This is a genomic window from Vibrio sp. 1249-1 (assembly GCF_033340495.1).
Window position 1 is genome coordinate 179,959 of sequence record NZ_JAWOWJ010000006.1, and the last position, 23,469, is coordinate 203,427.

The window sequence follows — 23,469 nt, forward strand, 5'->3', positions numbered from 1 at the left end:
TATCGACCCTCAGAAATCAATATTGGATAAAAAGTAGAATGGTCATAAAGGCGAAAAGCCCTGCGGGATTCGCAGAAAAATATATTATCGAGAGCATTTGGAACGGCCGTTTTCCTCCAGGCTCAATTTTACCTGCTGAGCGCGAGCTGTCCGAACTGATTGGTGTTACTCGAACGACTTTAAGAGAGGTTCTTCAACGACTAGCCCGTGATGGATGGCTGACTATCCAGCACGGCAAACCTACGAAAGTTAACCAATTTATGGAGACCTCTGGTCTGCATATTTTGGATACTTTAATGACGCTAGACGTTGATAATGCGACAAACATTGTAGAAGATCTGCTTGCGGCACGTACCAACATCAGTCCTATCTTTATGCGCTATGCATTTAAAGCGAACAAAGAGAGCTCTGAGCGTACAATTAAGAACGTAATCGAATCTTGTGAAGCTTTAATGAATGCGGCTTCCTGGGACGAATTCATCGCTTCTTCGCCGTATGCTGAAAAAGTTCTGCAGAATGTGAAAGAAGATAACGAGAAAGATGAAGCGAAGCGTCAAGAAATCTTGATTGCTAAAACGTTCAACTTTTACGATTATATGCTTTTCCAGCGCCTAGCATTCCATTCAGGAAATCAAATTTACGGTTTGATCTTTAATGGTTTGAAGAAGCTCTACGATCGTGTCGGTAGCTACTACTTCTCAAATCCAGCTTCTCGTGAGCTAGCTCTGAAGTTTTACCATCAATTGCTCGAAACTTGTGAAAGTGGCCAGCGTGAGCAACTACCAGTAGTGATTCGTCATTATGGTATGGAAAGTGCGTTGATCTGGAACGAAATGAAAAAGCAATTACCAACGAACTTCACGGAAGACGACAGCTAAGCGCTGACAAGTTGAATAAACGAAAACCGCAGTGCCTTAGGCCTGCGGTTTTTTTGTTTTTATTTATAAGTCGGCGACGGACCTAGCACCAATAATAAGGCATGGAACGTTTATCCTGCTAGCGAGAGTCTGGGTAACGGTAGATATAATGACTCTACGACATCTGAAAGGACATGGTCGTAAGTATTGAAGATGGTCAATGACAAGTCCGATGTGACGCTATAAAGCTCTGCTTCTGTTAAGTCGACATGACTCCCTGTCACGTATTCATTTAGCGTCTGTATTGAGCGCGTGGAAGCAGGAGAGGTAATGCTAAGTGGAGCGATAACCGCTAGTTGGTTTAGCTTACGCATCATGACCGATGCATAGTTTTTGAAACGCTCATTTCCGCCTTGTTCTCCTAAATCTTGAATGCTGATTCGTAACTGAGTCAGGGTCTCCAAGCTATCCATAATGTTTTGCCAGTTCATGTGATACTCATTATGCAAGTCATCTCTTTGCTCAACCGCTAGCCATGCGATGGTTACTTCATCCATCAAAAACAAGCAATGACGAATCAACTTACCATGCTCCATCTGGTTTCTTGCAACACTATGGTCATCCCATTGTTCAAGTAGTTTCCCTACTTTAATCTGTAATACGCGATACATGGGTTTGTTTTCAAACCGTGAGGTTTCGACTAAAAGATGAAGCTTGTTAGTCAGAGCATCATTAAGAGCGTCCAATTTTTGTTGATCGTTTTGTTGGAATTGAAGCGAGTAGTGAGTAGCAGCTCGGTGGTATCTCAGAAGGTGAACAACATCTCGCAACAATGTTAACAGCTGATATTTGCGCGCATGTTGCTGCTCTCGTTTAGAAGATAAGTGATATATTCCAGCTAAAATAGCGATGGACAATAGTGTGGAAATCAAAACAAACATAACCAACTCCTTGTTAGTGTTTGGACCTAACAAGGAAGATTGCAGTTTTGATGCCACTAATTAAATTCTATTAAAACAGTAATTTAGGATTGTGATGGGAGAGGTGCTGTACAAGTTTGGTGCACAAATTCCCCAAAAGTGTGAATTCAGTCAAAAAAAGTCCCCGCTGAACTGGCGAGGACTTTTTAAATTTGATTGTAAAGCTACAACTTACATTACGCGCATGCCAGGTTGAGCGCCTTCGTGTGGCTCAAGGATCCACAGGTCGCTACCACCAGGGCCTGCCGCAAGGATCATACCTTCAGACATACCAAACTTCATCTTACGAGGTTTTAGGTTTGCTACCATTACCGTTAGCTTGCCTTCTAGCTCTTCAGGTTTGTAAGCTGACTTGATGCCAGAGAATACCTGACGAGTTTCACCACCGATGTCCAATTGGAACTTAAGCAGTTTGTTGGCTTTTGGTACTTCTTCACAAGAGATGATACGAGCGATACGCATATCTACTGCAGCAAAAGCGTCGAACTCAATCTCTTCAGCGATTGGTTCTTTGTCTAGCTCGGTTTGGCTAGCCTTGTTCTTTTCCGCTTCAGCTTTCTCTTTCGCCGCCATTTCTGCCGCCGCATCTTCTTTAGACGCTTCGATCATCGCTTCAACATTCTTCGGATCGATACGGTTGAACAGTGCTTTGAACTTAGTGATCTCGTGGCCTGTTAGTGGAGCAGCGATGTTTTCCCAAGTTAGCTCTTGGTTTAGGAACGCTTCAGTACGCGCAGCTAGCGATGGCATTACTGGTTTCAGGTAAGTCATCAGTACGCGGAACAGGTTGATACCGACAGAACAGATGTCTTGTAGTTCCTGATCTTTGCCTTCTTCTTTTGCTACAACCCACGGTGCTTTTTCATCAACGTATTGGTTAGCTTTGTCTGCCAATGCCGTGATTTCACGGATTGCACGACCAAACTCACGCGTTTCGTAAAGCTCAGCGATACGGTCAGCAGCAGCAACAAATTCGTTGTAAAGTTCAGGCTCTGCAAAGTTGTCAGACAGTTTGCCTTCAAAACGTTTCGCGATGAAACCTGCGTTACGAGATGCCAGGTTAACGATCTTGTTAACAACGTCAGCGTTTACGCGCTGAGTGAAGTCTTCAAGGTTAAGATCTAGATCGTCGATACGGCTGTTTAGCTTCGCAGCGTAGTAGTAACGTAGACACTCAGGGTCTAGGTGCTCTAGGTAAGTGCTTGCTTTTACGAACGTACCTTTAGACTTCGACATTTTCGCGCCGTTTACGGTTACGTAACCGTGTACGAATACGTTGTTAGGCTTGCGGAAGCCAGAACCTTCTAGCATTGCTGGCCAAAATAGGCTGTGGAAGTAAACGATGTCTTTACCGATGAAGTGGTACAGCTCTGCTGAGCTGTCTTTTTTCCAATACTCGTCGAAATCTAGGTCGTCGCGCTTGTCACATAGATTTTTGAAAGAGCCCATGTAGCCGATAGGCGCGTCTAGCCATACGTAGAAGAATTTGTTCTTCTCACCAGGGATCTCGAAGCCAAAGTATGGTGCATCACGTGAGATATCCCATTGCTGCAAACCAGACTCGAACCATTCTTGCATTTTGTTCGCTGTTTCAGCTTGTAGCGAGCCAGAGCGAGTCCACTCTTTTAGCATGCTTTCAAACTGAGGCAGGTCGAAGAAGAAGTGCTCTGAATCTTTCATTACTGGCGTCGCACCAGAAACCGCAGATTTAGGATTGATCAGTTCTGTTGGGCTGTAAGTCTCACCACAGTTGTCACAGTTGTCACCGTACTGGTCTTCAGACTTACATTTTGGACAGGTACCTTTTACGAAACGGTCCGGTAAGAACATCTCTTTTTCTGGATCGAACAGCTGAGAGATAGTGCGGCTAGAGATAAAGCCATTTTTCTTCAACTCAAGATAAATGTGTGACGCTAGCTCACGGTTCTCATCTGAGTGTGTGCTGTGGTAGTTATCAAAGCTGATATCAAATCCAGCGAAGTCTTTTTGGTGCTCTTCGCTAACTGCGGCAATCATTTCTTCAGGAGTAATACCCATCTGTTGCGCTTTAAGCATGATTGGCGTGCCGTGAGCATCGTCAGCACAGATGAAGTTTACAGTGTTGCCGCGTAGGCGTTGGTAACGAACCCAAATGTCCGCTTGGATATGCTCAAGCATATGACCAAGGTGGATCGAACCGTTAGCGTACGGAAGGGCACAAGTTACCAGCATTTTCCTTGACGGAAAGTTTTTTGGATCGTTTGCCATACTTAATATTCGCTTTTCTTGATAGGTATAAATAAATTTTGATGGATAATACTACCCCATGAACTGACTAACTCCAAGGTGTCAAACTGCGGAATGCCTTAGTTTTTTTGGGGTTCTGGTTGAGCCTGGACGGTGGTAGCATGACATCTAAAAGGAGGGCTTATGCATCAGTTCACTTCAAAACAAGATTTTTGTCACTGGTTTAACCAATTCCAACATCCACAGTTGGTGGAAAACTGGGCAGATATTCATGGCGCAATTTCGATTACGACACAGGGTTCTATTGATATAACGTTGCCATTCGCAAGTAATGAGCTTCAAACCGTACTGCATGACTGGATTAAACAGCAGCAAGCCTCGGGTAAAGTGGCTGAATTCCCATTTAATATTCGCCTTGGAGTTAAAGCTTTAGAAACTCAAGTGGCTAACTCGGTTAAGGGTGTTAAGAACATCGTTGCCGTCAGTTCTGCGAAAGGTGGCGTTGGTAAATCTACTACCGCAGTTAACTTAGCGTTGGCGATTGCTCAATCTGGGGCGAAAGTGGGATTGTTGGATGCAGATATCTATGGTCCGTCTGTACCTATGATGTTGGGGCAAGAAGATGCTAAACCAGAAGTTCGTGATGGCAAGTGGATGGAACCCATTTTTGCTCACGGCATCTATACTCATTCTATCGGTTATTTGGTGGATAAATCAGAAGCGGCGATATGGCGCGGTCCAATGGCTTCAAAAGCGTTGTCGCAGTTATTAACTGAAACAGATTGGCCAGATTTGGATTATTTGGTGATTGATATGCCGCCAGGTACGGGGGATATTCAATTGACTCTGTCACAACAAATTCCGGTAACAGGTAGCGTGCTAGTCACAACACCGCAAGATTTAGCCCTTGCCGATGCAAGGAAGGGAGCGGCAATGTTTAACAAAGTCCATGTCCCGGTTATTGGTGTTGTGGAAAACATGAGTTATCACATTTGTAGTCAATGTGGCGCGAAAGAGCATATTTTTGGTATGGGCGGAGCTGAAAAAATGTCGCAAGAATTTGGCTTAGCATTGTTAGGACAAGTTCCGCTTCATATCTCTATGCGAGAAGATATTGACGCTGGCGTGCCAACGGTAGCAAGACGCCCAGAAAGTGAGCATGCAGGGTATTATAAGCAACTTGCCGATCGCGTATGTAGCACGATGTTTTGGCAAGGCAAAGCAAAACCAGATGCGATTAGCTTTACAATGGTGAACTAAGTTTACTATGCCTGTTGGTTGATAATTGCACATTTTAACGTTTGCTCGGAGGTTAATCCTCTGAGCAGGCAGAAACTTATGACTAAACCCTAATTCCAACTAGTAACTATGGGGTGAACTCCCTATAATCAGGCAGTTTATCTTTTTATGTGACTAGAAATCATCATCGGGTGCAAACTAATGTCTGATAATAATCAATGCGTCATCGTAGGTATTGCTGGCGCTTCTGCTTCTGGAAAAAGTCTGATCGCGAGCACTATTTATAATGAGCTTCGCGCGAAAGTAGGCGATCATCAAATCGGTGTCATCACGGAAGATTGTTACTACAACGACCAAAGCCACCTAAGCATGGAAGAGCGAGTAAAGACGAACTACGATCACCCGAGTGCGTTGGACCACGACCTACTGTGTGAGCACCTAGAAAAATTGGTACGTGGTGAAGCAGTAGAAGTGCCTGAGTACAGCTACACTGAGCACACAAGAACAATTAACACCACCACAATGACACCTAAAAAGGTGATCATTCTAGAAGGTATCCTTCTTCTTACAGACCCTCGTCTTCGTGATTTGATGCATGCGACAGTATTTATGGACACACCGTTAGATATTTGCTTGCTTCGCCGTGTTAAGCGTGATGTGGAAGAACGAGGCCGAACTATGGAGTCTGTTCTTAAGCAATACCAACAAACAGTACGTCCGATGTTCATGCAGTTTATCGAACCTTCTAAGCAATATGCGGACATTATTGTTCCTCGCGGTGGTAAAAACCGTATCGCAATTGATGTATTAAAAGCTCACATTGCAAGACTTTTGAAAGCTTAAGCCTATAGACGGCTATATCGCTTTATTTTTAAGAGAAGAAGTGGCACCTTAAGTGCCACTTCTTTTTTTGTTTTTAAATTAGTCAGTTGCAGGTTAAAACCAGACATTTTTCACGCTTTTGTGGAACTGTCAGCGGTAAATGGAGTCTGCGCTTATAATTGTAAAAACACTCGAGCAAGGAAAAACAAATGAAGAAACTGCTCTTAATTCTAGCAATACCGATTGTGGTCATTTTGGTCGCAATTTTAGCGTTAACCATCTTCGTCAATCCGAATCAGTTTAAACCCCTTATTGTTGAGCAAGCGCAAAAGCAAACGGGATTAGAGTTGGTGATTGAAGGGGATATCAGTTGGCAATTTTTCCCATCGATTGGCTTTGAGTTGGGACATACAGAGTTGCGAAACCCACAAGGCTTTAGTAAACCCAATTTATTCAAAGTTGATACCGTTGGTGTAGACATCTCTGTTATGCCACTTTTTAGTCAACAGCTTGAAATTGGAAACGTCACGCTTGATGGTGCTGAGTTCTACATTGAAACCAAGAAAGATGGCAGCAAGAATATTGATGCATTGACGAAAGCCCAAACACAACAAGCAGAACAAGAGAACAATGCTGCGCCTACGCAAAATGGTGAAACGCAAACTTCTGGTTCTGATTGGAGTATTAATCTTGCTGGCGTTACGGTTTCTAACGGTTCATTAGAAATGCAGGATAAGCAAGCCGGTAGTTACACCAAACTTTATGATATTTCATTAAACCTTTCCGAATTCGCTTTTGACAACTGGACAACGGCTGATTTTGGCGTGAAGGGCGAAATGAACGACCAAAAGTTCACCGCGAAAGGTCAGGCAGACTTTAAGCTAGAAAAAGGTTTGGCAAACTACGCGCTAAAGAACATCAACTTTGATGCGACATACTCTGACCCTGCCAATAAAATTGAATCGGCAACGATCGGTTTAGACACGTTTGAATTCGATAAAGTAAATAACCTGACTTATGCCATTAAGGGTGACGCTGGTGGTATGAAGTTAGATATGCAGGGTGCTGGTCAACTTAGCGTGGACAAGGCTATCAGCAAAGTACAGTTGGATAAGTTAACTCTTAAATCGACTTTTGAGGGTGATGCTTTACCTCAGTCCCCGATGAAAGTCGACATGGTGTCTGATCTGTCTTTCGACCTAACGAAAAACCATCTGAGTTTTGTTCTAGAGAAGTTAACAGCGAATGCTATCGCCTTAGATGGTAAGGCTGATGTGGCACTCGGTGATATTCCTAAAGTACGCTTTGCTCTCCATAGCCCCAATATCGATCTTGATGAGTTCTTAGGGTTAGATAAGCAAGCTGCCGAAGGTAATAAGCCTGCTTCTGGTGGCGAGAGTGCTCCTGCCGGACCTGAGGTTGAGCCTGATTTGTCTGCGTTGAAAACGTTAGATGTAAAGGGTGACATTACCATCGACAAATTCAAAGCGGCAAATGCGAAGATGGAAGCGGTAAAAACGAGCTTCACTGTGAATCGTGGCGTGTTTGAGCTTACATCATTTAGTTCGAAGTTGTACCAAGGCTCAATCTCAGCGACAGCGAAGTTAGATGCACGCCAATCACCAGCGACTTACAGTGTTAAAAAGTCAATCAAAGGCGTGAAAGTTCAACCGCTACTTATAGACGTTGCTGAAAACGACAAACTTGAAGGGACAGGTAACATTGATGTGAATGTTACAGGTAAGAGTCTCACGCCTACCGGTATCAAGAAGAATCTATCTGGTACGGTTGTTATCAATTTTGCTGACGGTGCGGTGAATGGCATCAACGTTGCTCAGTTGATTCGTGAAAACTATGCGAAATTTAAAGGGCAAAAAGTTGAAGGCACCAATGAAGCTAAGAAAACAGACTTCAGTGCGATGACGGCGACATTGAAACTCAACAAAGGTGTAGTATCAACGGATAATATGCAAGCTCAGTCTCCATTGTTACGTGTTCGTGGTAAAGGTACCGCAAACTACATCAATGAAACAGTCGACTTTACTATCAGCACGTCAGTTGTAGGCAGCCTAGAAGGCCAGGGCGGTAAAGATATAGATGAGCTGAAAGACATCACGATTCCAATCAATGTGTCTGGTAAGTGGGCAGAACCTAAGTTTAAGCTCGTATTCGATGATGTTCTGAAGCAGAAAGCTCAGAAAGAAATCGATCGTGGCGTAGAGAAGCTAACTGACAAAATCAAAGACGAGAAAACCAAAGATGCGGTCGATGGTTTATTGAAGAATCTTTTCAACTAACCGTGCGTGAAAATCAAAAGGGTTGGCATTTTGCCAACCCTTTTTAAATTACTCTGCGAGTGTTACCAATCGACGCCTTTGAGGGCTTTTACGCCAGATTCAAATGCGTGCTTTACATTTTTCACTTCAGAAACGGTATCGGCCATTTCAATCAGGGTTCGATGTGCGCCACGCCCAGTAATAATAACCGACTGCATTTTAGGTCTGTTGCTCAGTGCTTCGACCACTTCGTCTAAGTCGATGTAGCCGTAGCTCACCATATAAGTTAGCTCGTCAAACAAGATGACATCGATAAAGTCGTCTTGCAGCATGCGCTTACATTCTTGCCATACGCCTTGCGCTGCTTCGGTATCAGCGGCTTTGTTTTGAGTTTCCCATGTAAAGCCGGTTGCCATTACTTGGAATTCAACGCCGAGTTTCTCAAGTAGGTTGCGCTCACCGTTGTCCCAAGTACCTTTAATAAACTGCGCGACAGCACAACTCAAACCATGACCCACTGCGCGTGCGATCGTACCGAATCCTGATGTCGATTTACCTTTACCATTTCCGGTAATGATCAGTAGCAGACCTTTTTCCTCTTGAGCAGCAGCGATTTTTGCGTCTACCTGTTCTTTGACTTTTTGTTGGCGAGCTTTATGGCGTGCTTCTTTATTTTCTTCGATAGACATAATACTTCCTCAATTCCTTTTCGTGCTGTGCCCAAGCTAATTTGGGTTCATTGATTTATCTCGCTATGATAGACCAACATATCGTGAAGAAAAACCACCGATAATTCAGGGAATAAAATGAAGAAAATACTTGTTGTTTGTATGGGAAACATTTGTCGGTCACCAACTGGAGAGGCAGTGTTAAGAGTGAAAGCTCAAAAGCTAGGCGTTGAAGTAGAGGTTGAGTCGGCAGGTACAATTGGCTACCACGCAGGAAACCGACCGGATTCAAGAGCGATGGCAGCAGGAAAGCAGCGAGGTTATTCTTTTAAAGGAATGCAAGCGCGCCAAGTCACCATTGATGACTTTGAAAAGTTTGACCTTATATTAGCCGCAGATAAAGCAAATTTGGCCGATTTATTGGATATTTGTCCGTTGAAGTATCGACACAAAGTATCGTTATTTTTAAGTCATTCTGAGTCAGGTTACGACGAAGTCCCGGACCCATATTATGGTGGGGAAGATGGCTTTGAACTGGTGCTTGATTTAATCGAAGAGGCATCAGACGCAATTTTGAAGAAGCTATAATCGCCGTGCTTGAAGACAATAGAAAAAGGGATGAGCTCAGCTCATCCCTTTTTATTCGTGTTAACCCGCTAGTATGTCGGTTGCGACTTTGTAGCTTGGGTCTTCCTTCACGTTAATTTCAACCAAGCTGCCAGCTTTGTCCAAAAGTTTACGACAATCTGGGCTTAGGTGACGAAGGTGCAGCGTTTTACCTTGAGCATTGTAACGCTCAGCCAGTGTTTCAATGGCTTCAATTGCAGAGTGATCTGTCACGCGAGAGTCTGCAAAATCGACAATCACATCTTTTGGATCTTCAGGCGCGTTAAACAACTCCAGGAAGTTAGCCGCAGAGCCAAAGAAAATAGGGCCGTGAATCTTGTACTCTTTTGAACCTTCCTCGTTTAAGCACGTGTCGGCATAGATGTGCTTAGCGTGTTGCCATGCAAACATTAATGCAGAAACGATAACACCAACCGCTACGGCAACAGCAAGGTCAGTAAGAACAGTAACAACGGTCACAAGAACAATAACGAAGAAGTCTTGCTTCGGTACGCGGCGTGCTAGCTTAAATGTTGCCCATTCGAATGTACCAATGACAACCATGAACATCACACCAACCAGAGCAGCGAGTGGGATCATTTCAATTAGCGAAGAAGCGAATAAGATAAACATCAATAGAGCGATAGCCGCAACGATACCAGATAGACGGCCGCGACCACCTGAGTTTACGTTGATCATCGACTGACCAATCATCGCACAACCACCCATTGCGCCAAACACAGAACACGTCATGTTTGCCATACCTTGACCGATACATTCGCGGTTAGATTGACCACGAGTATTCGTCATCTCATCTAAAACTGTCAGTGTTAGTAGAGATTCAATTAGACCAATGGCCGCTAGAATGATCGCGTATGGAAGAATGATTTGTAGAGTTTCTAGCGTAAATGGCACCGCCGGAATAGAGAAGGTCGGCAGTGAACCTGCGAGTGTTGCCGCTTCATCACCAGACATTGTACGCAGGAAGTCAACAACAGTACGAGTTTCCAGATCCAAACCAACCACTAAAGCAGTCACCGTTACGATTGCAACAAGTGAAGAGGGTACAGCCGTTGTGATTTTTGGTAGAAAGTGAATGATTGCCATAGTTAGCGCAACCAAACCAAGCATTAGTAGCATTTGGTCTTGTGGTAGCCAAGTAAGCATGCCGTTGATATCTGGCGCTTTAAACTGACCCAACTGAGCTAGGAAGATAACAATAGCCAGACCGTTCACAAAACCAATCATCACAGGGTGAGGCACGATACGGATGAACTTACCCAATTTAAACATACCAGCGGCAATTTGAAGTATACCAGCGAGCATGATGGCTGCGAATAAGTACTGGACACCGTGAGTCGCGACAAGCGAAACCATTACGACTGCCATGGCACCTGTTGCACCAGAGATCATGCCGGGACGACCACCGAAAATGGAAGTAATAAGACCAACGATGAATGCAGCGTAAAGACCGACCATCGGATCTACGCCTGCGACGAACGCAAATGCGACAGCTTCAGGAACCAATGCTAGCGCAACGGTTAAGCCTGATAGCACATCATTTTTTACGGAGTGCTTAGAAAATTGGGGAAATTCGAACATGTTTGTTTTTAAGTTCTCTTTGCAATGAGTTAAACCCGACACATATTCGTATTTGCACAAGCCACTGAGTGGTTGATTTCTAATCAAACATTGCAGTGTAAACCGTAGTATTAAAAGAGCAGCATCAGAATGGTGTCGAAAACTTGAGTCGGCGCATGCTACCGAAAAGTGTGATTAAGTTCAAGAATGATACGAATAATGGCGTACAAATGTGATCACGAATTGGTATTTATATGAACAATTTATTGGGCAAATATGAAGATAAAAAAGGCTACCAGATGGTAGCCTTTAATTTATTTATGCCGTTAAGCAGTTGAACGTAATGATTTAGCCTAGTTAAAGTTAGGCTTTGTCATCTCTGCTGATGCGCGGTTTTTAGCCACTTGGCTACCCGCACCTTTAGCTTGGTAACGTTCGGTTTTGAACGGTGCTGCTGCAACCGTGATTTCGCGTAGCTCTTGAGGGCCAGGTGCTTTCGTCATCGGTGCGCTAGCGTTTAGCTTAGCAGCAACTTTAATGGCTTCGACTTTAGGCTCTGGTTTATCTACTGGCGCTTCGGCTACAATCTCTTTTGCTGCTTCAACGATAGGCTCTTCAGTAGGTGCCGTTTCTACAATGGCATCAACCGGTTCAGCATGTTCAGTTACAGGAGTTTCAACGATAGGCTCTACCGATGCTGTTTCTACTACTGCCGATTCAGCTTTTTCTGCGATTACTGTTTCAACAACAGGTGCTTCTACTACTGGAGCTTCCACTTTCGCTTCAACGGTTTCTTGAACCTTGTGTTCAACAACTGGCGCATCTGTTACGACAGGTTGCTCGCGACGAATAATCACTTTACCCATTGCCATTTCTGGACACGCAAAGCCACCTTGGATTGTAGGTACTGCTGCTACAGCTTCTTCCTTAACTCGCTCTTCCTTCTTAGGTGCTGGTTTCGGAATGTAACGTGGCATTACTTTACCCATAGCCATTTCAGGAGAAGCGACACCTCCCTTACGTAGGCGGAACGGGTTAGGGCGGCGATCACGGCCACGGCGACGACGCTGGCCGCTTGCACGCAGGTGACGTGGCGAACGACGATTACGACGTTGCTTAGACTCTGCTTGCTTGTTGTCTTGCTGTGCCTCTACCGCTGCTTCTGTTGGCTTTTCAACTTTAGCTTCAACCGTTTCTTGAGTCTTAACCGTTGTTTCTTCGGCTTTCTTCTCAATAGCTTCTTGGTCCTTAACGCGTACAGACTTGTTCAATTTGCGACGTTGGCGGCGCTCTTTCACTTTTTCTGCTTTCGCATTTTGCTGCTTCGGTTTGCTCTCTTCTGGTTTTGTTTCAGTACGAGCTTCCGCTGCTAGCTGCAGACCTTTTTCCGCTACTTTTGCGTTTGCTTTCTGCTCTTGGGCTTTATCTGCCTGTTGAGCTTTAGGTTTACGCTTTTGGTTACGGTTTTGCGGTTTATTTGTTTGTTGTTGAGCTTCGTTTTGCTCATTAGCCTGCTCATCACGAGGCTTACGACGACGTCGGTTATCGCGATTGTCGCGGTTATCACGATTATCGCGCTGGTTGTTATTGCGACGACGATCGTTGCGATCACGTTTGTTACGTCGATTATCGCGATTTGGTTTTTTCTCTTCCTGAGGTTTCTGTTCTTCTTTTGTTTCTTCAGAACCACCGAATAGGAAGCTACCAAGTGCTTTAAACAGACGGCTGAACAATCCAGGTTTCTCTTCTTGTTCAACGTTTTGTTCTTTCTTCTTCGCCTCAGGAGCTGGTTTAGCTGCTGGTGCAGGTGCGGTTTGAGACGGAGCCGCAAAGCCTTTAAGAACTGGCTCTTCAATTCGTTTTGGTTTTACGTCAACTTCCGCTGGCTCTTTACCTTCTGCTTCTTTCATTGCTTCCAGTTTCTTAGGAAGTAAGTAAGAAATCAGATCGAACTCTTCGCCTTCACGAACACGGATAACTTCAAAGTGCGGTGTTTCCATATCAGAGTTAGGAACAACCGTAATTTTCACTTCTTGAATGCGTTCGATATGGTTTACTGAACGACGTTTTTCGTTCAATAAGTAAGAGGCGATTGGCACAGGTACGACTGCAAGTACTTGTGCTGTGTTGTCTTTTAGCGCTTCCTCTTCAATTAAACGAAGTACAGAAAGTGCTAGAGATTCGTTGTCGCGAACGACACCAGTTCCGCTACAGCGAGGACAGATGTGATGGCTTGCTTCTGCAAGAGAAGGGCTCAAGCGCTGGCGTGACATCTCCAACAAACCAAAGCGAGAAATACGACCGATTTGTACACGAGCGCGATCAAGACGAACGGCTTCACGTAGACGGTTTTCTACTTCTCGTTGGTGACGAACTGGGGTCATATCGATAAAGTCGATAACCACTAAGCCACCCAAGTCACGTAGACGTAATTGGCGAGCAATTTCGTCGGCTGCTTCTAGGTTCGTGTTTAGAGCTGTTTCTTCAATATCGCCGCCCTTGGTTGCACGAGCAGAGTTGATATCGATAGACGTTAGTGCTTCAGTCGGGTCAATAACAATAGAACCACCAGATGGCAGACGCACTTCACGTTGGAAAGCCGATTCAATTTGGCTTTCGATTTGGTAGTGGCTGAATAGTGGAACTTCGCCTTCATATTTCTTAACGCGGTTAAGGAAATCAGGGCGCACCAATTGAATGTGCTCTTTTGCACGTTCGTAGATGGTGTTGCTATCAATTAAGATTTCGCCAATATCACGACGCAAATAGTCACGGATTGCACGAACGATAACGTTACTTTCTTGGTGGATTAAGAATGGAGCAGGGTTAGAGTCCGCTGCACCTTTGATTGCACCCCAGTGGTTAAGTAGTACATTCAAATCCCACTCAAGCTCTTCAGCACTCTTGCCAACGCCAGCAGTACGTACGATTAGGCCCATGCCCTGAGGCAGTTCCAAAGTACTTAATGCGGCTTTTAGTTGAGTACGCTCGTCACCTTCGATTCGACGAGAAATACCGCCAGCACGAGGGTTGTTAGGCATCAGAACAAGGTAACTACCAGCAAGAGAAATGAAAGTAGTAAGAGCTGCGCCCTTGCTTCCACGTTCTTCTTTTTCCACTTGAACGATAACTTCTTGGCCTTCCGTTAGCACTTCTTTGATGCTTGGACGACCTTGGTAGGTGTAACCTTCAGGGAAATATTCGCGGGCAATTTCTTTGAGAGGGAGGAAACCGTGACGCTCGGCGCCGTAATCAACAAATGCGGCTTCTAAGCTTGGTTCGATACGTGTGATACGTCCTTTGTAGATATTCGCTTTTTTAGATTCATGACCTGGACTCTCGATATCAAGATCGAAAAGTCGCTGGCCATCAACCAGAGCGACACGCAACTCTTCTTTTTGAGTTGCGTTAATTAACATTCTTTTCATTGAAAATTCTCGTTGTCTTTTCTTTTATATCTTTCTTGTCGACTTGCCACTGTTTTTTCGCTCTTTCACGGTGCCTGATCCCATGGCTTGTATTTTGCAGCCTCCCGGCTGGAAGGGGATGCTCTCGGGCACTTCAGTCATCACAAGCCTCTTGTGGTTTCTGTTGGAAACGTAGACTTGTGACCCGCTATTTGGGCGGTAGGTACTCAACGTGAATATGCGAGGAGTAGGGTGGCAAGAGTGTTGAATTCGATGTGTCTCACGCCAATGCTGCACTCGACCTTCAACGATCTACTCACATTGCTTGAGGATAAATGATTGGTAATGAATAAAATGTAACCAAACCTTCCTTAGCAGCTGTGAACTATAGCAGTGCGCGTGGCTATCAGCAATCTGCTTTCACGCAAACGATAGAAAATTTGCCGCTAAACTCAAAATTTCTATTTTATAACTGGCTGTTTCATAAGCAATTGAGATGTGCAAACTGTTCAAGACAGAAAACAAATTGAGAACTTGATTGAGAGTTTTAATAATTTAAACAAAAGCTTGGCGAAATTTAGACCAGTATGTGCCACCGAGTGTTTCTTTTACGACAAGAATAATGTGAAGTCGCACGAAATTGAGTTTACAATACCGCCCATGAACGAAATAAGAACAAAAGTCCAGTTCGTCGACATCGACGAAGATATGGCGGGTCAGCGCATTGATAATTTTTTGCGCAACCAATTAAAAGACATTCCTAAAAGCATGATTTACCGAATTGTGCGTAAGGGCGAAGTGCGCGTAAATAAAAAGCGTATAAAAGCAGAGTACAAGTTAAAAGCAGGCGATCTCGTTCGTATTCCACCGGTGACCGTCGAGAAAAAAGATGACGATGTCGCACCAAGTACGAAACTTAACAAAGTCGCTGAGTTGGAAAATATGATTATCTTCGAAGATGACCATATGTTGATTCTAAACAAACCATCTGGCACCGCTGTGCATGGTGGCAGTGGTTTAAAGTTTGGTGCGATTGAAGCGCTTAGGGCTCTGCGTCCTCAAGCTCGCTTTCTTGAACTTGTGCATCGTATTGACCGTGATACTTCAGGGATTTTGCTGGTTGCTAAAAAGCGTTCTGCACTTCGTCACTTGCAAGCCCAGTTTCGTGAAAAGACAGTAAAGAAGTTTTACTTAGCTCTTGTCATGGGGCAATGGAAAAGCAGTTGTAAGGTTGTGAACGCGCCACTGCTCAAAAACGAAGTGAACAGTATTGTTCGTGTTAACCCTAATGGTAAGCCGTCAGAAACGCGTTTTAAGATTTTGGAAAAGTTCGAACAAGCTACATTGATTCAGGCGAGTCCGATTACTGGTCGAACTCACCAAATACGAGTTCATACGCAATACACTGGTCACCCAATCGCTTGGGATGATCGCTACGGTGATCGTCGCTTTGATGCTTACACAGGTCAAGTTGGTTTAGATCGTTTGTTCCTACACGCGGCAAACATCAAGTTCCAACACCCATCAAATGATGAGTGGATGGAAATCAACGCACCGATGGAACCGAAACTAGAAAAAGTGTTGGCGGGTTTAAGAAACGCGTAACCATGTTTTCCTCGCGGATGCAAAAGGGAGCCCGTGGCTCCCTTTTATCGTATTTGGGTTAAAGGACATCGAGTCCTTGAACATTCAACATATCAATCAAATCAATCAATGGTAGTCCGACAAGTGTGTTCGGGTCTTTACCGACTAATTTCGTAAACAAGCAAATTCCCATGCCTTCGCTTTTAAAGCTGCCTGCGCAGTAAAAAGGTTCTTCCCTGTCGACGTAGCGTTCGATTTGTTCAAGCGTTAAATCTCTAAAGTGCACCTCGAAAGAATCAAAGCCGACTTCTGTATGGTTTGTCACGGTGTTATGTACCGCAAGACCAGTATAGAAAGTGATGACTTTTCCACTTTGAGCCAAAAGTTGATTTATCGCGTTATCTCTATTTAAAGGCTTGCCAACGATTTCACCATTAATGACACAAACTTGGTCACTGCCGATAACTAAACTTGCTTTATCCGTCTGGCAAGATATTGCTTTCTCTTGGGCCAGTCTCTGCACAAGTTCAGTTGGCGTTTCTTGGTCAAAAGGTGTTTCATCGCAATCAGGTGGTAAACAAACGAATGGTAGTGAGAGCTTTTCAAGCAGTTGTTTACGAAAAGGGGAAGTTGAGGCTAAAACCAGTTGGTAATTTTTCATTTTGAATTACAATTTGTGGGAGCATTTCCAATAGGATAATCGATCAAAAATGATTCTGGCTAATGCTCTGTATGTTAAGCGTAAAAAAGTACAACTTTTTTGCCTTTTTCTTTGACTAATTTTGATTTGGAAGATAATATTCGCGCCCTATGCAAAAGGTAAAAATACCGCGAACGGTTGACCCAGCTAAAGCTGCACAGAAACGATTGGATTACGATGGCATCATCCAAGCTAGTCTTTTCAAGCGCTTAGTGGAAACAACTGAAGGCGTAAAACGCGACGCAGAAGTCTCATTGTCATTTGGGATGGATGAACAGCGACTCGTTGTTATCTCTGGTAAAGCTAACATCGAAGTCGATTTAGAGTGTCAGCGTTGTAATGAGGTATTCGCACATGAGTGCGAAGTTGAATTCCTTTCTACTCCTTACTACGGTGAGAAAACAGAACAGGAAGCACCAGAAATTTATGATTTGGTAGATCTAAATGAATATGGTGAATTAGACCTCATACAACTTGTTGAAGACGAGTTCATCTTAGCATTACCTCAAATTGCGATGCACGATGAAGCGGATTGTAGCGTTGATTCAAATAACATGGTTTTTGGTGAGATTCCTGAAGAAATTGAGGAAGAAAAACCGAATCCATTCGACGTTTTGAAAAGTCTGAAAAAGTAATAGGTGTGGTAGCCGATTCTTCTTCAGGTTTTTAACCCAATAGTATAGGAGTAGGGTCAATGGCCGTACAGAAAAACCGTAAAACTCGTTCTAAGCGCGGTATGCGTCGTTCACACGATGCGCTAACTACAGCTGCTCTATCTGTAGACGCGACTTCTGGTGAAACTCACCTACGCCACAATGTAACTGCTGAAGGTTACTACCGTGGTCAAAAGGTTATCAACAAGTAAGGTTGAACCTTTGCAAAGTATTACCGTTGCACTTGATGCAATGGGCGGGGATTTCGGTCCACGCGTAACAGTGCCTGCCGCCGTGCAGGCACTGTCTCATTTCCCAGAGCTAAAAGTGATTCTTATTGGTGATCAATCTCTGATCACGTCTCAATTATCTCAACTCGGTACCTCGACCAGTTCCCGCTTGACTATTCTTCACAGCGAGAAAGTTATCTCGAACTCAGAAAAACCTTCATTGGCGTTACGTAATAGCCAAAATAGTTCTATGCGTATGGCTATCGATTTGGTTTCTGAGCAGAAAGCGGATGCTTGTGTTAGTGGTGGCAACACCGGTGCATTAATGGCACTATCGCGTTTCATTCTTAAGTTACTTCCTGGCATTGAACGTCCTGCTTTAGTTTCCGCTTTACCGACGATTACCGGAAAGCGCACTTGGATGCTAGATCTGGGGGCGAATGTATCGTGCGATGCTGATAGCTTGTTCCAATTTGCTGTAATGGGCAGTGCATTAGCTGAAGAACACTTGGGTCGTCCTCCTCGCGTTGCTGTACTCAATATTGGCGCAGAAGAGATTAAAGGTAACGATTTAGTCAAACGTTGCGCAGAAATGCTTTCTCAGACCGATGCGATTAACTTTGTCGGTTATATTGAAGGTAATCAAATTTTGCATGATGTTGCGGACGTCATTGTTTGTGATGGATTTGTCGGCAACGTATGCTTAAAAGCCAGTGAGGGAACAGCTCAACTTTTTATCGAAAAAATTAAAACCAGCATAATGGCATCAACGATAAAGGGTTGGATAGCTAGAAAGTTGTTTTCTAGGCTGTTTAATGAACTAAAAACACTGAACCCCGACCAGTATAACGGCGCAAGTTTGCTAGGATTGCGCGGCATTGTCATAAAAAGCCATGGAAGTGCGGATGTATCTGCGATTGTCAATGCACTTGGCGAGGCAGTACACGAGGTCAAACGACAAGTACCAAGCCGTATTAGCGATCGTTTGGAAGCGGTTTTACTCGAGAGGCATTATTAGTCTTCATGTATAGCAAAATTTTAGGTACTGGCAGCTACCTGCCATCTCAGGTGCGTACAAACGCAGATCTAGAGAAAATGGTAGATACAAGTGATGAGTGGATCGTTGCTCGCACGGGTATTAAAGAGCGTCGAATTGCTGCAGAAAACGAAACTGTAGCAGACATGGCATTCTACGCAGCTGAAAACGCTATCGATATGGCGGGTATTGATAAAAACGATATCGACCTGATTATCGTAGCCACAACGAGCAGTAGCCATACTTTCCCTTCATCTGCGTGTCAGGTGCAGGCAAAGCTTGGCATTAAAGGTTGTCCAGCTTTTGACTTAGCCGCTGCTTGTTCTGGTTTTGTGTACGCATTATCTGTTGCAGACCAACATATCAAATCTGGTATGTGCAAAAACGTACTTGTGATTGGTTCAGATGCTTTGTCTAAAACGTGTGATCCGACAGACCGTTCAACCATCATCCTATTTGGTGATGGTGCCGGAGCCGTTGTCGTAGGCGCTAGCCAAGAGCCTGGCATTATCTCTACCCACATATACTCGGATGGTCAATTCGGAGAGCTTCTAAGCCTACCTGTACCTGTGCGGGGGCAAGATGCGGATAAATGGCTTCATATGGCTGGGAACGAAGTATTCAAAGTCGCTGTAACTCAGCTATCGAAACTAGTAAAAGATACGCTTGAAGCCAACAACATGCATAAGTCTGAACTAGACTGGCTAGTGCCGCACCAAGCGAACTACCGCATTATTTCAGCGACAGCGAAGAAACTTTCGATGTCACTAGACCAAGTCGTGATTACACTTGATAAACACGGCAACACATCAGCTGCAACTGTGCCAACAGCACTAGATGAAGCGGTACGTGATGGTCGTATTAAACGCGGTCAAACTCTGCTTCTTGAAGCGTTTGGCGGCGGATTCACTTGGGGCTCGGCCCTTGTGAAGTTCTAAGTTTCACAAGAATTCAAAATTTAAGGTGCACTTGGTGCATCTTATTTCTTTTTACTTTGCTTAAAGGAAAACAACATGAGCAAGTTTGCTATCGTATTTCCAGGTCAAGGTTCTCAAGCTGTAGGTATGCTTGCAGAACTAGGCGAACAATATGACGTGGTAAAACAAACATTTGCAGAAGCATCTGACGCACTAGGTTACGATCTATGGGCGCTTGTTCAAAATGGACCTGCAGAAGATTTAAACGAGACTTTCCGTACTCAACCAGCTTTGCTAGCTTCATCTGTTGCAATCTGGCGTGTATGGCAGGAACTTGGCTTAGAGCAACCAGCAAACCTAGCCGGTCACAGCCTAGGTGAGTACTCAGCACTTGTATGTGCGGGTGTTATCGACTTTAAAGAAGCCATCAAGCTGGTTGAATTACGTGGTCAACTTATGCAAGAAGCAGTACCAGCTGGTACTGGCGCAATGTACGCGATTATCGGTTTGGCTGATGATGCGATTGCAAAAGCGTGTGAAGACGCAGCGCAAGGCGAAGTGGTCTCTCCAGTAAACTTTAACTCGCCTGGTCAAGTCGTTATCGCTGGTAGCAAAGACGCAGTAGAGCGAGCTGGTGCGCTATGTAAAGAAGCTGGTGCGAAGCGTGCGCTTCCTCTTCCTGTTTCAGTACCTTCACACTGTGCACTTATGAAGCCAGCAGCGGAAAAACTTGCTGTAGCTCTTGAGTCTATCGAATTTAACTCACCACAGCTGCCAGTTATCAACAACGTTGATGTGGTTGCTGAGACAGATCCTGCAAAAATCAAAGATGCGCTTGTTCGTCAGCTACATAGCCCAGTTCGTTGGACTGAAACAGTTGAACTGATGCACGAACAAGGCGTAGAAAATCTTCTTGAGCTTGGTCCTGGTAAAGTTTTAACAGGTCTAACAAAACGTATCGTGAAAACGCTAACTGCAGCAGCAGTGAATGATATCGCATCGCTAGACGCTGCGAAGTAATCCATAAAGCGATAAATTTGCGATAAGAAAAGGAAACACAACATGATGAATCTAGAAGGTAAGATCGCGCTAGTTACCGGCGCAAGCCGTGGTATTGGCCGCGCGATCGCGGAACTTCTTGTCGAGCGAGGTGCTACGGTTATCGGTACTGCTACTTCTGAAAGTGGTGCGGCTGCTATCAGCGAGTATCTTGGTGATAACGGTAAAGGCTTAGCGCTTAACGTGACTGATGTCGAGTCTATCGAAGCGACATTAAAAACGATCAACGAAGAATTTGGTGTGATCGATATTCTGGTGAATAACGCTGGTATTACTCGTGACAACCTATTGATGCGCATGAAAGATGATGAGTGGAACGACATCATCGATACCAACCTAACGCCAATCTACCGCATGTCTAAAGCGGTTTTACGCGGTATGATGAAAAAACGTGCGGGTCGTATCATCAACGTAGGCTCTGTTGTTGGTACCATGGGTAATGCTGGTCAAACTAACTACGCAGCAGCGAAAGCGGGCGTGATTGGTTTTACTAAATCAATGGCTCGTGAAGTTGCGTCTCGTGGTGTAACAGTGAACACTGTTGCTCCTGGTTTCATCGAAACTGACATGACTAAGGCACTAAATGATGACCAACGTGCGGCAACATTGTCGAACGTGCCAGCAGGTCGTTTAGGTGACCCACGTGAAATTGCATCAGCAGTAGTTTTCCTTGCTTCTCCTGAAGCAGCGTACATTACTGGTGAAACTTTGCATGTAAATGGTGGCATGTACATGGTTTAATGCGACAGTTTATGCAAAATAAGCTATTTTACATTGTGAAAAATAGCCTATAGTTGCAGTTAACTGTCATGAACTTGTCATGCTTATGCGCAAGATTTGTGCATGATTTAAGTCAAAAATGTATTGAAATTCGGTTAAATTCGCTAATTTTGTGGTTTGACCAGCAAGGACCCCCTTGCAACTTTCAATAGTTCGAATAAACTACGGAATCATCGCATTAGGCGAAATCTGTAAAGGAAAAGAAAAATGAGCAACATCGAAGAACGCGTAAAGAAAATCATTGTTGAACAGCTAGGTGTAGACGAAGCAGAAGTTAAAAACGAAGCTTCTTTCGTTGACGATCTAGGTGCTGATTCTCTAGACACTGTAGAACTAGTTATGGCTCTAGAAGAGGAATTCGACACTGAGATTCCTGACGAAGAAGCTGAGAAGATCACTACTGTTCAAGCTGCAATCGACTACGTAAACAGCGCTCAGTAATTAGCTCTCCCAGGCGGTCTCCTAGACCGCCTGTGTTCTTTCTAACTTCTTCTATCCTCTCATAGAAATATTCAATTCCCGGAGAATTATATCGTGTCCAAGCGTCGTGTAGTTGTCACTGGCATGGGTATGTTGTCACCGGTAGGCAACACAGTAGAATCATCTTGGAAAGCCCTGCTAGAAGGTCAAAGTGGTATCGTAAATATCGAGCACTTTGATACTACGAACTTCTCAACTCGTTTTGCAGGTCTTGTTAAAGATTTCGATTGCACAGAGTACATGTCTAAAAAAGATGCTCGTAAGATGGACCTTTTCATCCAGTACGGCATTGCAGCGGGTATTCAAGCTCTTGATAACTCTGGCTTACAAATTACCGAAGAAAATGCGGCTCGAGTTGGTGTTGCTATCGGCTCAGGCATTGGCGGTCTTGACCTTATCGAAACTGGCCATACTGCATTAGTAGACAAAGGCCCTCGCAAAGTTAGCCCATTTTTTGTTCCTTCGACCATTGTAAACATGGTTGCAGGTAACCTATCTATCATGCGTGGTCTTCGTGGTCCAAATATCGCGATTTCTACCGCATGTACTACTGGCCTGCATAATATCGGCCATGCAGCACGTATGATTGCCTACGGCGATGCAGATGCGATGGTTGCTGGTGGTGCAGAAAAAGCTTCTACGCCTCTTGGCATGGCTGGCTTCGGTGCAGCTAAAGCGCTATCTACTCGTAATGAAGAGCCTCAAAAAGCGTCTCGCCCATGGGATAAAGGCCGTGATGGTTTTGTTCTAGGTGATGGTGCTGGCATGATGGTGCTTGAAGAGTACGAACACGCAAAAGCACGTGGCGCGAAGATTTACGCAGAACTGGTTGGTTTTGGTATGTCTGGTGATGCTTACCACATGACATCTCCAAGCGAAGACGGCTCTGGTGGTGCACTTGCGATGGAAGCGGCGATGCGTGACGCTAACATCACAGGTACTCAAGTAGGTTATGTGAATGCTCACGGTACTTCTACTCCTGCTGGTGATGTTGCAGAAATCAAGGGCGTGAAACGTGCTCTTGGTGAAGAAGGTGCGAAGCAAGTTCTTGTGTCTTCAACTAAGTCGATGACGGGTCACCTATTAGGTGCTGCTGGCTCTGTTGAAGCAATTATCACGGTTATGTCTTTGGTTGACCAAATTGTTCCGCCAACCATTAACCTTGATGATCCAGAAGAAGGTCTAGACATCGACCTTGTGCCGCATACAGCGCGCAAAGTTGAAGGTATGGAGTACGCTATCTGTAACTCGTTTGGCTTTGGTGGTACAAACGGTTCTTTGATCTTCAAGAAGTTCGCTGAGTAACACTATCTAACCTAATTTAGATAAGCGAAACTTGTATTCTAACGGCTCGATGCTTAGCATTGA

Annotated in this window: 20 protein-coding genes; 14 read left to right on the forward strand and 6 right to left on the reverse strand. The window is 44.4% G+C overall.

All coding sequences use genetic code 11. The features are described from left to right. Positions 1–38 precede the first annotated feature (38 nt). Complete coding sequence (gene fadR, locus R7Z50_RS13285) at positions 39–878, forward strand: fatty acid metabolism transcriptional regulator FadR (protein WP_005380824.1); 840 nt, start codon at positions 39–41, stop codon at positions 876–878. A gap of 110 nt (positions 879–988) precedes the next feature. Here fadR and R7Z50_RS13290 read toward each other — a convergent pair whose 3' ends face one another. Together R7Z50_RS13290 and metG are read right to left on the reverse strand one after the other, a co-directional pair. Next, positions 989–1,798: a hypothetical protein gene (locus R7Z50_RS13290; RefSeq protein WP_206970743.1), complete on the reverse strand. Its 810-nt coding sequence runs from the start codon at positions 1,796–1,798 to the stop codon at positions 989–991. A 210-nt stretch (positions 1,799–2,008) separates the two neighbouring features. After that, a complete protein-coding gene (metG, locus tag R7Z50_RS13295) occupies positions 2,009–4,084 on the reverse strand; it encodes a methionine--tRNA ligase (protein ID WP_005387290.1) in 2,076 nt (691 codons plus the stop codon). A gap of 162 nt (positions 4,085–4,246) precedes the next feature. On the opposite strand from metG, the gene apbC reads away from it, so the two are divergent. From apbC to R7Z50_RS13310, 3 genes are all read left to right on the forward strand, one after another. Next, positions 4,247–5,323, forward strand: coding sequence for an iron-sulfur cluster carrier protein ApbC (gene apbC, locus R7Z50_RS13300; RefSeq protein ID WP_206970742.1), 1,077 nt, complete (start codon positions 4,247–4,249; stop codon positions 5,321–5,323). A gap of 180 nt (positions 5,324–5,503) precedes the next feature. Beyond that, the gene (gene udk, locus R7Z50_RS13305) at positions 5,504–6,145 is read left to right on the forward strand and encodes a uridine kinase (RefSeq protein ID WP_005380833.1); all 642 of its coding nucleotides are present in this window, start codon (positions 5,504–5,506) and stop codon (positions 6,143–6,145) included. Between the two features lie 188 nt (positions 6,146–6,333). Continuing rightward, positions 6,334–8,421 (forward strand): AsmA family protein, encoded by a 2,088-nt coding sequence (locus R7Z50_RS13310; RefSeq protein ID WP_182039713.1) that lies wholly within the window; start codon positions 6,334–6,336, stop codon positions 8,419–8,421. A 62-nt stretch (positions 8,422–8,483) separates the two neighbouring features. On the opposite strand, the gene cobO is transcribed toward R7Z50_RS13310, so the two are convergent. After that, positions 8,484–9,089 carry a cob(I)yrinic acid a,c-diamide adenosyltransferase gene (cobO, locus tag R7Z50_RS13315; protein ID WP_213895506.1) on the reverse strand — a complete coding sequence of 202 codons (606 nt, stop codon included), beginning with the start codon at positions 9,087–9,089 and terminating at the stop codon, positions 8,484–8,486. Between the two features lie 117 nt (positions 9,090–9,206). Here cobO and R7Z50_RS13320 point away from each other — a divergent pair, with 117 nt between their 5' ends. Next, positions 9,207–9,656: a low molecular weight protein-tyrosine-phosphatase gene (locus R7Z50_RS13320; protein WP_318149123.1), complete on the forward strand. Its 450-nt coding sequence runs from the start codon at positions 9,207–9,209 to the stop codon at positions 9,654–9,656. 60 nt (positions 9,657–9,716) lie between these two features. Here R7Z50_RS13320 and R7Z50_RS13325 read toward each other — a convergent pair whose 3' ends face one another. Together R7Z50_RS13325 and rne are read right to left on the reverse strand one after the other, a co-directional pair. Continuing rightward, on the reverse strand, positions 9,717–11,276 hold the full coding sequence (locus tag R7Z50_RS13325) for a SulP family inorganic anion transporter (protein WP_005380840.1): 1,560 nt from the start codon (positions 11,274–11,276) through the stop codon (positions 9,717–9,719). Positions 11,277–11,608: 332 nt separating this feature from the next. After that, entirely contained in the window at positions 11,609–14,683 is a 3,075-nt protein-coding gene (rne, locus tag R7Z50_RS13330) for a ribonuclease E (protein WP_258500564.1), read from the reverse strand. Between the two features lie 639 nt (positions 14,684–15,322). Here rne and rluC point away from each other — a divergent pair. Continuing rightward, positions 15,323–16,267, forward strand: a complete 945-nt coding sequence (rluC, locus tag R7Z50_RS13335) for a 23S rRNA pseudouridine(955/2504/2580) synthase RluC (RefSeq protein WP_021033985.1) — start codon at positions 15,323–15,325, stop codon at positions 16,265–16,267. Positions 16,268–16,325: 58 nt separating this feature from the next. On the opposite strand, the gene R7Z50_RS13340 is transcribed toward rluC, so the two are convergent. After that, complete coding sequence (locus R7Z50_RS13340) at positions 16,326–16,907, reverse strand: Maf family protein (protein ID WP_017821384.1); 582 nt, start codon at positions 16,905–16,907, stop codon at positions 16,326–16,328. Between the two features lie 149 nt (positions 16,908–17,056). On the opposite strand from R7Z50_RS13340, the gene yceD reads away from it, so the two are divergent. The 8 genes from yceD (at position 17,057) to fabF (ending at position 23,406) form a co-directional block, all read left to right on the forward strand. Then, complete coding sequence (gene yceD / locus R7Z50_RS13345; RefSeq protein ID WP_005387307.1) at positions 17,057–17,581, forward strand: 23S rRNA accumulation protein YceD; 525 nt, start codon at positions 17,057–17,059, stop codon at positions 17,579–17,581. A gap of 59 nt (positions 17,582–17,640) precedes the next feature. Next, on the forward strand, positions 17,641–17,811 hold the full coding sequence (gene rpmF / locus R7Z50_RS13350; protein ID WP_005396978.1) for a 50S ribosomal protein L32: 171 nt from the start codon (positions 17,641–17,643) through the stop codon (positions 17,809–17,811). Between the two features lie 10 nt (positions 17,812–17,821). Beyond that, a complete protein-coding gene (plsX, locus tag R7Z50_RS13355; RefSeq protein WP_017633846.1) occupies positions 17,822–18,847 on the forward strand; it encodes a phosphate acyltransferase PlsX in 1,026 nt (341 codons plus the stop codon). 5 nt (positions 18,848–18,852) lie between these two features. After that, the gene (locus R7Z50_RS13360; RefSeq protein WP_017821385.1) at positions 18,853–19,803 is read left to right on the forward strand and encodes a beta-ketoacyl-ACP synthase III; all 951 of its coding nucleotides are present in this window, start codon (positions 18,853–18,855) and stop codon (positions 19,801–19,803) included. Positions 19,804–19,878: 75 nt separating this feature from the next. Beyond that, positions 19,879–20,802 (forward strand): ACP S-malonyltransferase, encoded by a 924-nt coding sequence (fabD, locus tag R7Z50_RS13365; RefSeq protein WP_005387313.1) that lies wholly within the window; start codon positions 19,879–19,881, stop codon positions 20,800–20,802. A 45-nt stretch (positions 20,803–20,847) separates the two neighbouring features. Continuing rightward, positions 20,848–21,582: a 3-oxoacyl-ACP reductase FabG gene (fabG, locus tag R7Z50_RS13370; protein WP_031781117.1), complete on the forward strand. Its 735-nt coding sequence runs from the start codon at positions 20,848–20,850 to the stop codon at positions 21,580–21,582. Positions 21,583–21,828: 246 nt separating this feature from the next. Beyond that, positions 21,829–22,062: an acyl carrier protein gene (gene acpP / locus R7Z50_RS13375; RefSeq protein ID WP_004406112.1), complete on the forward strand. Its 234-nt coding sequence runs from the start codon at positions 21,829–21,831 to the stop codon at positions 22,060–22,062. A 93-nt stretch (positions 22,063–22,155) separates the two neighbouring features. Next, positions 22,156–23,406 (forward strand): beta-ketoacyl-ACP synthase II, encoded by a 1,251-nt coding sequence (gene fabF / locus R7Z50_RS13380; RefSeq protein WP_005372948.1) that lies wholly within the window; start codon positions 22,156–22,158, stop codon positions 23,404–23,406. Positions 23,407–23,469: the final 63 nt, after the last annotated feature.